Origin of the sequence: Shimia marina, assembly GCF_001458175.1 — a bacterium.
Classification (GTDB): domain Bacteria; phylum Pseudomonadota; class Alphaproteobacteria; order Rhodobacterales; family Rhodobacteraceae; genus Shimia; species Shimia marina.
The window spans coordinates 1-13,804 of record NZ_CYPW01000002.1 but is presented as its reverse complement, the minus strand read 5'-3'; the positions used below and the strand labels follow the sequence as shown (position 1 = coordinate 13,804).

The window sequence follows — 13,804 nt, the reverse complement described above, 5'->3', positions numbered from 1 at the left end:
CCCATGACGTATTGTGTTGGCATGATGCTGGATCAAGGCATCGCCTTCATGTCGGACACGCGCACAAACGCCGGTCTCGACAATATTTCGACATTCACCAAAATGACCACTTGGGAGATGCCGGGAGATCGGGTCCTGACTGTGATGACGGCTGGCAACCTTGCGACCACCCAGTCTGTGATCAGCCTGCTGGATGAGCGTACCAAGGCGCCGGATGAGCGTGCACCCACCCTGCTTGAAGTGCCCTCCATGTTTCAGGCGGCGCGGCTTGTGGCAGAGACATTGCGTGAAGTCATTGCACGACAGGGAGATGAGGGCCAGCGGGCCGACAGTGCGTTTAACGCCACGATCATTTTAGGCGGTCAGATTGCGGGCGGCCCGCCACGTCTGTTCCTGATTTATCCGGAAGGGAACTTCATAGAAGCGGGGCAGGACACAGCCTTTTTCCAGATCGGTGAAATGAAATATGGCCGTCCTATTCTGGTGCGCGCCTACGATCGTCAAATGAAGTTTGACGAGGCCATGAAGTTGCTTTTGGTCAGTTTCGACAGCACGCTGAAGGCCAACCTCACAGTTGGCGCGCCGTTTGACTTTCACCTCTACGAGACAGATAGCCTCCGGAAGGGGCGGGAAGGCCGGATTGAAGAAGATGATCCATTTTTCTTGAAAATACGTCACGGGTGGAGCGCCGCGCTGAAAACGGCTTTGGACAATCTCGACGATTTTGAGCTCTAAAGCGTTTGGGGTTTTACCTGCCTTTTATCGCGGCACGAATGTCTCGAGAATGCCGTTGGCATGGCAGGGTATTCGTGTCTCAAGTTAAGCCCGAAACGCTATAGATATGTCGGTTTGCATCGCACGACACGCCCATCAGGCGCGGCCGGTTAGGTACAAACATAGATCTCGGTCAGATATTCCAGGTACATGGGTTTTGCGGGGGGGAAACTGCGCTCTATCTGACAAGACGTGACAATCTCTTCAAAGAACTGGCTGACCACCTCTGACGGGCGCTGTTCCAGATGATAGGCGACATCGCTGAGGACAAATACGGTGAAGCCCTGTTGTGTCCAGTATTGCAATTGCCACTCTTCAGGTTGAAGGGGCCAGGTGTGTGCCTGAACGGTGTAGGTTTCTTCCCCTTCTGTCACATCTTCGAGGCCATACATGGCTTGCGGCAGGGGTACCCAAAATATGGCTTGCTCAGAAGTACCTGCGGCGCGGGATTCTGGCGCAACTTCTGGGAGCGCGACGTTGTACTTTGCGGCAAGGCGCTGCAGGCGTGCATCTTCCCAGTCACGCGCGGCGGGAGACTGTTTGGCTTTTGTGCGCATCATTGTGACCACGCGGTCATCAGCATGGGTTTGGGCCAAATAAACATCGATGGTATCCGCGAGAGGTGTGCGCATGGCTTGGGCGATTGGGTGCACCATATAGATTGCGAAACCGAGCAAAGTAGTCGCCAGGCTGACCTTGCCAAGGAGGGCCGCTTGTCGCTTGGCGGATTGCGCAAACCCGGCCAAAAGAATGGCCCCCAATATCAGGAGTTCTCCGAATGGTGCGATGAAGAGCTGCGTCGGTTGGCGTGTGCCGGTCAATGCGGCAATCGTTACGGCCCCAATAGCGGAGGATATCCAGAGGATGCGCCACAGAGGTTTGTCTTTGATCTGACAGGTTTCAAGGCGTACTAATATTCCTCCCAGTATGGCCGCAATGCCGAGAATCCAACCAATGCCATATTGCGGCGCAAGCAGCGTGCCGAGCATCTGTGATATCCCAGCCCAAGTACCGCCTTTCTGGCTGACCGACATGGCCGATTGAATACCTTGAAATTCCAAAAATCTCTGAAAATCCAGAAGGATTCCAATATTCAGAATGCTCCAAGCCGGGACGAATATTAAGACCGCGCGTCCGTAAGACCTGAGTGCGGTCTTGCTGCTTTGACGCTGAGCAAGCAAAACAAACATACCGATGGACAATGGCAGGAGACCGAAAATCGCGGATTGTTTAAAGCTCATGGCGAGCGCGAAGCTCAGCCCCACCGCAGCGTCTTGCTGCCATTCTTTTTGACCGTTTCCTTGCGTCACACGGTACGCCACTGCGAGAAAGCAAAGGGCTGTTGCCGCACCCAAGGGAATGTCGCCTTTGGCAAAATGCGACAAGTGAACGGCCAGCGGGAAGAGGGCGGCGATCGCGCCAACACTCACGGAATGAAGCGTGCTGAGCCCAAAATGCCGCGCAAGCAGATAGGCAATGGGGGCAAGGGTTGCGCCGAGGGCCGCAACAACCAGCCGTGCAGTGACGTAAAATACTGTGGGGTCAGAGAAATACTGGGCGCGGAAATCGGAGAGGCCTTCCCACCAGCCGAGCGGCAAGCCGATCACATACATTGCGACAAATGCGATTGCATTCAAATAGTTCAGAAGCGGTGGATAGAAGTGCTGTCCGGGCACAAGTTGGCCTGTCAGCACCTTGGCTGCGTCGTTTATTCGTTCATCGCCGAAAAAGTATCCCACGTCTGCGCCAAGTGCCCTTGGCAAAAATGCGGCTAAGAAAAGTAGGAGCAGTAGAAATCTTTGCATATGCTTGTCAAAATAATGGTGTCATAGAGAGTGAGCTTATTTCCGGCGGAACGCGGGTTGCAGTATTTCAAGCAACTATGGTGAAGATTAGGCAATGATTGAGAAAAATTCGAGTGATGTTGCGACGGAAGACGCTCTTGCCGTGAAAACAGCTTCTGACACTTTGTTGGACGATCTTATTCTCTATGTTGATTTGGATGGCACGGTGACGCCGACAGATACAGCGCAGGAGCAAATTCTAGATTGTGTGTTTAACGGGCGTGGCGTCGGAACGTTGCTCCGTGCGGCTTTGAAACGGGATATTCCTGCGATCAAATCGGCGGCTAGCCAACATGCCGCGTTCCGCGCTGATTTACTTCCCTATTGCGAGGACGTGTTGCAGTACATCAAAGATGCGAGTGCACAGGGGAGGGCTGTTGTTCTAGCCTCTGCCGCGGACAAGGTCACTGCAGAGGCTGTTGCCGCGCACCTGGGGGTCTTTGATCGCGTTTTGGCGTCTGAGGACGGGGTGAACCTGAAAGGTGAGAGAAAGCTCAAAGCCATTGTGCTGGACTGTCAGGGGCGTGGGTTTGAATATATCGGTGACAGTCAGGCGGATGTCCCAATCTGGGATGCTGCGGATCGGGTCGGTATCATTGCTTCTGGGAAAATGGCAAACATCTGGAAGCAGCGATGGCGCCCCAAGATGTCTTTGTTCGTCGATCAGACACGCTCATTTGCGGATTTGGCGCGGGCGATGCGCCCGCATCAATGGGCCAAAAACCTGTTGATCTTTCTGCCATTGCTTTTTGCGCATGCCTATGCGGATGCCGCTGCAACAACCGCCGCGCTGCTTGCATTTTTCGCCTTCTCTTTTGTGGCTTCTGCGGTCTATCTGCTCAATGATCTCTCTGACCTTGTTGCGGATCGACAGCATCCCAGAAAGTGCAATCGTCCCTTTGCCGCTGGCAGAGTGCCCCCTATCACGGGCGTGGTGACGGCTATTTTATTGCTCGTTGTGGCTTTTGCGATTGGCGCGTTCGGGGTCAGCAGTGGTTTTGCTTTGATGCTATTGCTCTATTTGGTGATGACGACAGGCTACACGCTGTATCTGAAGGCCTATTCGACCGTTGATGTTCTAACCCTCGCGTTCCTTTACACGCTGCGCGTGGGGGCAGGGGCCGCTGCGACCGGAATCTCCGTAAGCCCATGGCTGGTGACTTTCTGTTTCTTCTTCTTTGTCAGCTTGGCCTATATGAAGCGGTTCATTGAGGTTCTGGACGTTGCCGAAGACGGTGAAAAACTCCCCTCTCGAAACTACTGGGGGGGGGAGGACATGTTGATGTTCAGTTTTGGCATCGTAAATGCCGGGCTGTGTTTGCTGACACTTGCGCAATACATTGGCAGCGTGCAAGTCGCGGAAGCCTATGGTGCGCCCGATTTGCTTTGGTTGAGCATTCCCTTGCTGATGTTCTGGCTCAATCGCAGTTGGCTATATGCCGCACGCGGCAAGGTTGGAGATGACCCAGTTGCATTCGCTGTGAAAGATTCCATTAGCAGGATTGTGCTGCTTATGGTTGTTGTGACCATTTTTCTGGCAAAATATCTTCACTTAGACACGGTGCTCCTATGAACCTCTGGCTGCTGCTATTAATGACATTCAGCGTCGCGCTTTCTGCTGTCGCTCAGACGCTTTTCAAACTTGGCGTGTCGCAGATTTCGTTTGCACCGCAAATGTCTTCTTTGAGCAAGGCGGCATCCCTCGTTTTTTCACCATATGTTTTGGCGGGCTTGAGCCTCTATGCGTTGGGCACGGTTTTTTGGCTGTTTGCTCTTAAGGCGCTTGATCTGTCGGTGGCGTATCCTTTTGTGGCGCTGAGCTTCATCTTTGTGGCTGTATTGAGCTTCGCTTTTCTGGGGGAACCTCTGAGTGTGACGCGCCTGATCGGAACTGCGTTAATCGTATCGGGGCTGGTCGTGATGTTTGTTGGCGAAGTTGTGGGGTGATCCTGAAGCCAATGGGCGAGGGGCGCGCAAAGCATGTGTGGTTGTCCTCCCCCGTTCGCCTATGTTTTCTCGAAATTGTTATTTCTTTTCAGAGGGTAGGGTGATTGCAAACGATACACGTTTCTGATCTTACTAAGAGCCAATACATGCAATTTTGCTGCAAAATTTACCATAGGGGCACGAAATTTAGCCGAAACCTTGGGTGGTTGCCATTTTTTATACTTTTGTAGTTACTGTGATCCTGCATCCGTTTGAGAGGCTGACTTTGAGTTTTTTTGCATCTGCCAGAAACAATTGAAGGGTACAGGCGTTGGATTTGCAGAGTGTTGTTTCCCAAGTTTCCGAGCTTTCGCGGGATGCCATTTACATTGCAGAAACTTGTGATGGTTCTTGGTGCGATCTAACGATTGTATGGTGCAATGACGCTTTGGTGCAGTTGAGCGGTCAGACACGGGATTCTCTGATTGGTCAATCGCCACTTGCTCTGATTTGTGACACTCATATTGTCGACGTGACACAGCCAATGCAGAATGCGTTGGAAAGCGCTCGAAATTTTCATCGGCACATTCAGTACAAATGCAAAGACGGCTCAACGATTTGGGTTGATCTTGAAGTGCGACCTGTCATGGGCGCGACATTGCCTAGTAGGTTTTGTGTTTGTTTTCAGCGTGACATCACCGGTATCCTCACCAACCATGCAGAGTTGGAAGCCGCACGTGAGGGGGCGGAGCGGGCAAGACATCAGCTAGAGGAGGCGGTCGAGGCGCTCCCACAAGGCTTTGTCATGCTTGACCCTGATGACAAGCTTGTCGTTTTCAATAGTAAATTCAAAGAGCTTTATGCTCACTCTGCGCCCGCGATCCATAGAGGCGTGACTTGGGAAAGTATTATGCGGTACGGGCTTGAGAATGGTCAGTATCCAGAGGCGCATGGGCGGGAAGCGGACTGGCTTGCAGAACGCCTCGATCGTCAGAGCCGACAGGCGCGGCCGATTGAAAGGGAGCTGCCTGGCAATCGATTTTTGCTGATCCAGGATGTCATTACAGAGAATGATAACCTTGTTGGGCTGCGATCTGACATCACGGAGTTTCGCCAACAGCAGCAAAGACTGCAGGAGCAGGCAGAGACCTTAAGTGAGGCCAAACAACAGGCAGAGAGTGCTGCACGGGACGCGCGTGAGGCGAGAAATGATGCGCTTGAAGCTGCGCAGGCGAAAGAGCGATTTCTGGCCAATATGAGTCACGAAATCAGAACACCCATGAATGGTATCCTGGGTATGGCCGAGTTGCTGAATGAGACGCAATTGACGGACGAACAGAGGTTGTTTGCAGAGACCATCGAAGGTTCTGCCTCTGCATTGCTGCATATCATCAACGACATTTTGGATTTTTCGAAGCTCTCTGCCGATAAGCTGCCCCTGAAAGCGGATGTGTTTTCGCTCCGCAGCCTCATTCATGACGTGACCATTTTACTGCAAACTCAGGCGAAAGAGGGACTCATCGAACTTTGGATCGACTATCCTTTGGAGTTGCCTGAGTTTTTTGTTGGCGACGAAAGTCGAGTCCGGCAGATTTTGTTGAATCTGATGGGCAATGCCGTGAAATTCACGCAAAGCGGGGATGTTGGCGTGACGGTCGCGCATAGCAACGACGCCCCAGGAGAGTTGAGTATATCGGTTACTGACACTGGTATTGGTATCCCGGAAGAACAACTCTCCACGGTGTTTTCAGCTTTTGAACAGGTGGATAGCGCCTCGACGCGAGAAACCGAAGGGACGGGTTTGGGCTTGGCGATTTCTCGCAGCCTCGCTCGAAAAATGGGAGGGGAGATCCGTGCACACTCCCAACTTGGACGGGGGTCAACGTTTACAGTCAGTTTGAGTTTACAACTGCCTGAAGAGGTCCCGGAACCAAGCGTGGCACCGGACTTTGCAGTGCTTGAGGGAAAAATGATTGCCGTCGTTGATGATTTGGAAATCAACAGGTTGGTTCTTAGTCGCAGGTTGTCGGCATGGGGCGCGCTGGCGACGGTGTTTGACAGCCCGACGGCCTTTTTGAAGAGTGAAGGCAATATTGATCGCTTTGATGTCATGATTTTGGACATGAATATGCCGGGTATGTCGGGGATCGAGGTGCAGCAAACGCTAAGGGGAGTACATGGGGATTTGGTGCCGCCTGCCATTCTTTACTCGTCTAGCCGCCCGGAACTACCGATTGAAGATCTGCAGGATATTGGTTTCTCTGGTTATCTGATGAAGCCTGCGAGGTCGGCCAAGATGGCAGGAGCTCTGGTGGATGCCATCATGCGCCAGAGTAACGTCACCAAGAGCCTTGGACATCGTGCCGTTTCTGAAGTGGACGGAGAAGGAATACCAAGCCGTGTTTTGTTGGCAGAAGATAACGCCACCAATCGATTGGTCGTACGAAAAATGCTGGAGGGCACAGGGGCAGAGATTCATTGCGCCGAAAATGGTCTTGAGGCGGTCGAGCTATTCAAAGAGTTATCATTTGAGATTATCTTGATGGACATGTCGATGCCGGTCATGAATGGCTTGGAGGCAACGCGTTTGATCCGCCAATACGAGAGATCCAATGGGGTGTCAGAAGCAGCAATTATCGCGTTGACAGCCAACGCGCAAAGCGTTGACGCAGAAGCCTGCCGTGCAGCGGGAATGGATGATTTCTTATCCAAGCCCGTTCGTAAACAATTGCTGATCGACACCATCGGCCATTGGCAAAAGAGATTGTCTATACGCGCCGCTGAGCAACAAGAAAACTAGCATATAAACGTATTACCTGAGCATGCCCTTTCGGGAGGGCTGTCCCGACATGTTCAATGATTGTCGGTAGTCTGGCGAAAATCACCAAAGAAACAGCACCTGTCTGGAAGTTGCGTGTTTCAGTGGGCAGGGGAAGCATTTGTAGCCGTGTGGATATCTTGCTCCATCAGGCTCAGGCAGCTTTGGGTATTGGCCGTTTCACAATGGCCATCAATGCGCATAGATCTCCTTGATTTATGTTCATCAAAGCTAGGTTGGAGATTCGGCTATATGTGCTTGCTTAACATTGCCTCGAGCGATTTGGCATCAAACGGCTTCGTCAGATAGTCTGTCATACCTGCGCTCAAACACTTTTCTTCGTCGCCATGCATTGCATTCGCAGTGAGGGCCACGATGGGTAAGGTTGTCGGGGCTGAGCTTGTCTGTTCGCGTTCTCGAATGATCTTGGTGGCAGCATAGCCATCCATTTCAGGCATCATGCAGTCCATGAACACAAGATCGTAGGTTTTACCTTCTATGAGGTCCAAGCTCTCTTTGCCATTTTGGGCTGTGTCCACTTCGCAATTCAAAGTTTCAAGAAGCTTGGTTGCAATGGTGCGGTTCACAGCGGAGTCCTCGACCAAAAGCACCTGTCTCCGCGCGGTGGCGGTGATGCCAGCCACCTCAAGCGTATTCGATGCGTTTTCCTTAACACTTACGTTGCAAGTGGTTGCGGGAATTTCAAACCAAAATCGGGCGCCTTCTCCCAATTGGCTTTCAACGCCGATTTGACCTCCCATGCCTTCAATGAGCTTCTTACAGATTGCGAGACCTAGTCCTGTGCCGCCGTACTTGCGTGTGGTTGAAGCATCTGCTTGCCTAAACAGCTGAAAAATCGTCTGGTGGTGGTCTTTGGAAATCCCGATGCCATTATCCTCGACTTCAAACCGAAGCGAAGTAGGCGTAGTGTCCGCGGGTGCCTCGCTCACGCGGATTTCCACACTGCCATCGGATGTGAATTTCAAGGCGTTACCGACTAGATTGAAAATAATTTGCTTAATACGCATGTAGTCAAGCGCGTACCTGGCTGAAACCGTTTCTGAAATCGACAGGTTGATCGGGACTTGTTTCGCCTTGCCGGAAACATGAAAAAGTGCGCAGACCTCTTCCAAATTTTGGCGCAGATTTCCAGGTTCCAAGTTCAGTTTGAATTCACCACTCTCGATTGTGGAGAGGTCCAATAGGTCATTCACCAGTGTCAACAAGAGCTGTGCAGAATTGACAGACATTTCGTTGAGTTCACACTGCTCCTTGTTCAATTTTGAATTTGACAGCAGGTTCCCGGCGCCAATAATTCCGTTGAGTGGCGTTCTGAGTTCATGGCTCATTGCAGCCAGAAATCGCGTTTTCAGTGTGTTCGCTTCTTCGGCCTTTTCCTTTTGTAATTCAAGCTCGGCGGTTCGGGCCGCAACCTTTTTGGCAAGGGAGGCATTTGTGGTTTTCAAAGTGTCTTCGTACTTCTTGCGCTCCAAAATGAAGCCCACAGTATTGCCAAGCGATTCAATGATATCGGTCTCCATTTCGCTTGGTGCTCGGGGTTCTTTGAAATACACCGCGAAAGTGCCAAGTAAGCTGTTGTCTTTGGAGAGCATTGGCTGTGACCAACTAGCCATGTAACCACACGCAGGTTGTAGATGTCGAAAATCGGCCCAAAGCGGATGGGTGAGCATATTATCGACAATGACTTGCTTCTTCTCGAATGCGGCGGTGCCACAGGATCCCACATTTGGCCCGTACGGCAGTGGATTGATCTGATCAATATAGTCGCTGCTCAGGCGAGAGCCGGCCGCAAAAATCAGCGTTTCCCCCTCTCCTTTGAGCATCACACTTACTGCGTGACGATCATGGAGTGCGTCCAGCCGATCAGTGAGGCTCTTTAGCAGGTCTTCCACAGGTAGGTCGGACTGCGCCTGTTTGAGAAACGCATTCTGGATTTCCAGAATGTCTTTCCAAGAACTGAAAAAGCTTGATTTCATAGTAACCACTCTTTCACGTTAACGAGCTGTCCTTTATCCAACCATTTTTGAACAAATGGTCAACGTGTTTCGTCGTACCTGCAACATAAGGGAGCTTCCCTTAAGATCGGGCTAACCACGCTTTAGTTCAGCACAGCTTGGATAGCCAGTAGACTGTGGCAATAGTTACTACGCATTCCTTGCTGACTATACTCAGACGGAGCCAACAGCGGGGGGCACTTTTGGGGGCATTTTTGACGCTGGGAGATCCGCTGAGGCCAATAAATACTGATGTCTGGATTGATGGCTGGGGTGGTAGGATTCTACATTTGTTTCAGGTGTTTAGCTTGATCTCAGGATGTCGGTCCACTTGTCAAGTTCACAAAGTGGTTTGATAGCTGATGCGATTTACATGTTTTGAATTGGAGGGGGACGGTTCCCTCGTTTGAACTCCCTCACAAGAAGGGGTCTCCTCAAGGGGTACACGTAGGAGGAGTTTATGTCACTTCGCCCTATTATCCAAAGGTCTTCACCGCCAAAGTCGAAAACGATAGGTGCATTCAAGCCGGACCATTTCTTCAAAAGCAATGAGTCAGAGTGATACCGCTGGAATATTGGGGCGCCTCGGGAGCGAATCCGGTACCCTACGTCGAGGGCATGGCTGAACTGCTTCAAGCTGTTTTCCAGTCTGAGGCCGTCCACAATCCAGCAAATGTTACCGTGGAAGTTGGTTCTTACTTCAACTTCATCTCTCTTGATCGGTGAATGTTGAAATTCCAAGGCCAACTCTTGCGGGGTCAGAACGTCGGCAATGTGAAGCTCCCCTATCGGATCCCTTCGACCGTGTTCCTGCCATTCTATTGGGAACACATCCTTCCATGAGCGATGCCACGGAGTTTCAGGCTCCCACAAACTGTCGCAATTCCGGCGACTCTTGTGAGCCCAATGACCTACCTTGATAGATCCGCATTTGGCGATTACGACACTCCCGCAGTGCGGGCATACTCCGGCGTGCCCTGGATTGGCCTCGCAACGAACACTGTCGATTAAAGCAAATCTCATGATTGCAGTCTAAGGGACTGTTTTTCAGCATATAATTCTATATGCGGCTTTGGTTTGCAATGAAAGTGCAGCCATCAGCGGAAATTTTGGAGCAAAGTGACGAAAGGGCTTGTGCAACCAGGGGTGCACTGGAAGAGTTACTCAAAAGTTGTGAAGCAAGAGCTCTAATTTGTCCAAACTATCAAGCAAACTCATCTCAACCCCTCAGCTCGAAGATTCCGGGTCTGACACCGCCAAGAGGTTTCAGTACCAAGCACTGTACGGCCTCGCCTTGGTGTTCGAAGAGCACAAGTCAGGTAACGATTATGCGGTTGTCTTTGAGTTTCATGACGATCTCGCCGTGCTTGATAGCAGTACGGTCCCAGAGCGGGTCAGGTTTTTCCAGGTCAAGACAAAGGCTTCAGGGCATTGGACACTGACACCGATACTAAAGCAGGAGAAAGGCAAAGGTAAGATAAGCCCGGAAAAGCTCCTTCCCTCATACATGGGCAAAATGTACCAGAACGTTTTGAATTTTGGGGATAGTGTTGAGGCTGTAAGCTTTGTTTCCAATGCCCAAATGAACTTTGGGTCAAAGTCCTCAAATTTCTGTCTGGATAGTTGTACTCCTGAAGAGGTTGCCAGAGTGGTAAACCAGATCAAAAAGGAGCATCCAGAATGCAAAGATGTGAAAACACAGTTGGTACGGTTTGTTTGCAGCAGTCTGAGCTTGGAAGATCTTGATGTACATTCAAAGGGTAAATTAAGTGAATTTGTTTCCGAAAACCTGGGTGAAATGGAGTATTCTCTCGATGCCCTTTATCGGGCGGTAGTGGATGAGTGCCAGAGAAAATCCAGGACAAAATGTGATCCCAAATCCATTCCCGATTTATTGTTGAATAGAGGTGTGACGAAAACTGACGCAGAAGCTTGGCTTACACGAATAAGGCAGAAGGCGTCCGCTCCGGCTTGGGATGAAATTTCATCGGAAGTTTCAGGCAGCTTTTTCGAGAAAAACAGTATGAGAAAGGAGTGGGCGAGATACGGAATTGAGGCTCTCAACAGCAATGTGGCCATAGATGCCGTTAGGTTGGAAATTCAAAATCAATTGAATGATAAGTTCGACGGGGAGATGACTCTGATGGAACTTGTTTCCGAGATTTTCCCAGAAGTGGCGCCAAAGGCGCGGGAACACCTCTCACCCATCAGCGACCAACGTATCAAGGTGATGATAATATATGAAGCGTGCATATGATCCCGAACTCAAGAAGTTCAAATCTTTAGTTAGAAGCTTGCGAACAAAAAAATATGAAAAAATTGAAATTCAAAAAACTCTGGCTGCTATCAACAAAAGAGCGCAAAGCAAGGAAAATTGATCTGGATGACAATGTCACAGCCGTTGTCGCAGACAATGAATATGGCAAGTCAAGCTTAGTCAAATCACTTTATGCCACCCTGGGTGCGGATCCGCAGAAGACACCTGAGTCTTGGACAGCAGCAAACGTTTCCAGCTTGTTGAACTTTTCGATCGATCAGGATGAGTTTTATATGCTGCGCTTCGGGCCAGTGTTTGCCTTGTTCAATGATCGTAAAGAACCCTTGTGGGCGGTAAATGGCATCACGAAAGGGCTCGCTCCTAAACTGTCAAAGATGGTTGATTTTCAAGTCGAGCTGACAACTAAACAGGGAGGGGTTGCGTCGCCCATTCCCGCATTGTGTTTTATGCCTTTTTATATCGACCAAGATCGCGGATGGACCGAAAGTTGGGAGTCATTTTCTGGTACGGGTTTCATTAAAGGGTACAAGGACATTGTCGCAAATTTCCATACAGGAATGCGGCCGAAAGAATATTACCAGGCGAAATCGCAGAAGGATGAGGCCGCCGCAAAACTCACTGGTTTGCGCAAGGAAAGAGATGCCCTGAATCGAGCCCGCGAGCGTGTTAGTGCAAAACGTTCTTCTGTTGGCATTGCTTTTGAACCGGAAGTTTTCGCTGATCGTATCCAGGACTTGTTGAAAGAGCAGAACGCCCTTCAGTCCAGCTACGATGAGATAAAAACTAAGGTCGCTGAACTTCAATCGTCTCGATCCATTGCCCTGGAAGAGATGCAGATTGCTAAGAGGATTCTTTCTGAACTTGAGGAGGATATAAAATTCCTAAAGAAGGAAGACGAATCTGAAATAATTTGCCCCACCTGCAATACTGTTCACCTTAACGATTTTTCAAATCGGTATGGTTTGATGAACGACGCGGATGCTTGCCGAGAGATCTATGTCACAAGTGTTGCAAATGCCGAAAAACTAAGTTCTGATATCAAAAACGCTATGGTTCCTACCATAAGGCTCAATGAGCGGATAGCAAAAATCACCTCGATACTTGAAACTGTGAGAGGTGAAATGAAGCTGCGCGATATGCTCAAGGATGAGAGCGAGCGCATGGTGGATGCAGTTTTTCTGGATGAATCCAAAGAGCTTGATGAAGAAGTCGGAAAAGCTGATCAGAGTATCGCCTCGGCAAACGCCGAGATGAAAAAATACGATGATCGCAAGCATAAAAAGGAGATAACCGACTACTACGTCAAGAAGATGGTTGAATTTTGTAAGGAGCTCGATATCGTCAATGTTCCAAGCTCTGTTTACAAAAAGATCCGGCCAACCATCAGTGAAGCGGGCAGTTCCCAGCCGCGCCTTTTCCTAGCATACAATTACGCGATCCTGCACACGATTGCGAAGTTTTCAACGGGGTGTTTCGCACCAATCGTTATAGATACACCCAAGCAGCAAGATCCGGACAGCGCACGTGCTAAGTCTGCTATCGAGTTCTGCATCAAGCATAAGCCAAAAGGAGCGCAACTGATCATTGCGTCTGGAAGTATGCATGCTGTGGAGTTTGCAGGGCGGACGATTGAGCCACAAAAGAAGCACTCAGTGCTGGAGGAGACCCAGTTTTCAAGTGTGCACGAATTCATGGATCCATTCATTAAGTCTGCAATGGACTGATTATTATAGAAAAAATGTGTAGGGTGGTGTGTGATGTGGAAGCCCTGACTGGCCTCCGTGCATAGAAATGTTGGTTCCGGAACAGCCGAACAGAACACAAGCCCTCTTAAGGAGGGCGTTGTTCTGTTCGGTCGTTCGAAGAAAAGTTTGCGGTTTGTTTCCGAAAAATCCGAACGAAACAATTTCCTGTTCACCTGAGCGGCATGGGGCCGTTCAGATGAGCATTGGAGACTTCCATGACCATTTCAAACTCGCAATCTGCGCCCATCGAGGGCTTTGCAAGCGGCAGCGCTTCTAACGCAGCAGGCCACACGCCAGAACTCAACAAGAACTTTGACCCAGCCCCCTGAAATCGGGCCATTGAGATGTTAGTAATCCGTCCAAGCAAAGGATGGACAATGAAACGCAGATTTTCGGACGAACAG

The 13,804-nt window shown here is 50.3% G+C and carries 9 protein-coding genes; 6 read left to right on the top strand and 3 right to left on the bottom strand.

Features of this window, described 5'->3' with window-relative positions; all coding sequences use genetic code 11:
• Positions 1 to 3 precede the first annotated feature (3 nt).
• A complete protein-coding gene (locus SHM7688_RS00985; RefSeq protein WP_058238166.1) occupies positions 4 to 735 on the top strand; it encodes a proteasome-type protease in 732 nt (243 codons plus the stop codon).
• A gap of 149 nt (positions 736 to 884) precedes the next feature.
• Here the strand turns inward: SHM7688_RS00985 and SHM7688_RS00980 are convergent, their stop codons facing one another.
• Complete coding sequence (locus SHM7688_RS00980; RefSeq protein ID WP_158500637.1) at positions 885 to 2,513, bottom strand: phospholipid carrier-dependent glycosyltransferase; 1,629 nt, start codon at positions 2,511 to 2,513, stop codon at positions 885 to 887.
• A gap of 160 nt (positions 2,514 to 2,673) precedes the next feature.
• Here SHM7688_RS00980 and SHM7688_RS00975 point away from each other — a divergent pair, with 160 nt between their 5' ends.
• The 3 genes from SHM7688_RS00975 to SHM7688_RS00965 all read left to right on the top strand — a co-directional run bounded on the left by SHM7688_RS00975 (position 2,674) and on the right by SHM7688_RS00965 (position 7,344).
• Entirely contained in the window at positions 2,674 to 4,191 is a 1,518-nt protein-coding gene (locus SHM7688_RS00975; protein WP_058238164.1) for a UbiA family prenyltransferase, read from the top strand.
• 20 nt (positions 4,192 to 4,211) lie between these two features.
• Positions 4,212 to 4,565: an EamA family transporter gene (locus SHM7688_RS00970; RefSeq protein ID WP_144432451.1), complete on the top strand. Its 354-nt coding sequence runs from the start codon at positions 4,212 to 4,214 to the stop codon at positions 4,563 to 4,565.
• A gap of 310 nt (positions 4,566 to 4,875) precedes the next feature.
• On the top strand, positions 4,876 to 7,344 hold the full coding sequence (locus tag SHM7688_RS00965; protein WP_058238162.1) for a response regulator: 2,469 nt from the start codon (positions 4,876 to 4,878) through the stop codon (positions 7,342 to 7,344).
• Positions 7,345 to 7,610: 266 nt separating this feature from the next.
• Here the strand turns inward: SHM7688_RS00965 and SHM7688_RS00960 are convergent, their stop codons facing one another.
• Positions 7,611 to 9,359 carry a GAF domain-containing hybrid sensor histidine kinase/response regulator gene (locus SHM7688_RS00960; RefSeq protein WP_058238161.1) on the bottom strand — a complete coding sequence of 583 codons (1,749 nt, stop codon included), beginning with the start codon at positions 9,357 to 9,359 and terminating at the stop codon, positions 7,611 to 7,613.
• 387 nt (positions 9,360 to 9,746) lie between these two features.
• A complete protein-coding gene (locus SHM7688_RS20195; protein WP_083498813.1) occupies positions 9,747 to 10,400 on the bottom strand; it encodes a competence protein CoiA in 654 nt (217 codons plus the stop codon).
• A gap of 169 nt (positions 10,401 to 10,569) precedes the next feature.
• Between SHM7688_RS20195 and SHM7688_RS00950 the strand changes: the two genes are divergently transcribed.
• Positions 10,570 to 11,634, top strand: coding sequence for a DUF4297 domain-containing protein (locus SHM7688_RS00950; RefSeq protein WP_058238159.1), 1,065 nt, complete (start codon positions 10,570 to 10,572; stop codon positions 11,632 to 11,634).
• Between the two features lie 53 nt (positions 11,635 to 11,687).
• Positions 11,688 to 13,379 carry a hypothetical protein gene (locus SHM7688_RS00945; protein ID WP_058238158.1) on the top strand — a complete coding sequence of 564 codons (1,692 nt, stop codon included), beginning with the start codon at positions 11,688 to 11,690 and terminating at the stop codon, positions 13,377 to 13,379.
• Positions 13,380 to 13,804: the final 425 nt, after the last annotated feature.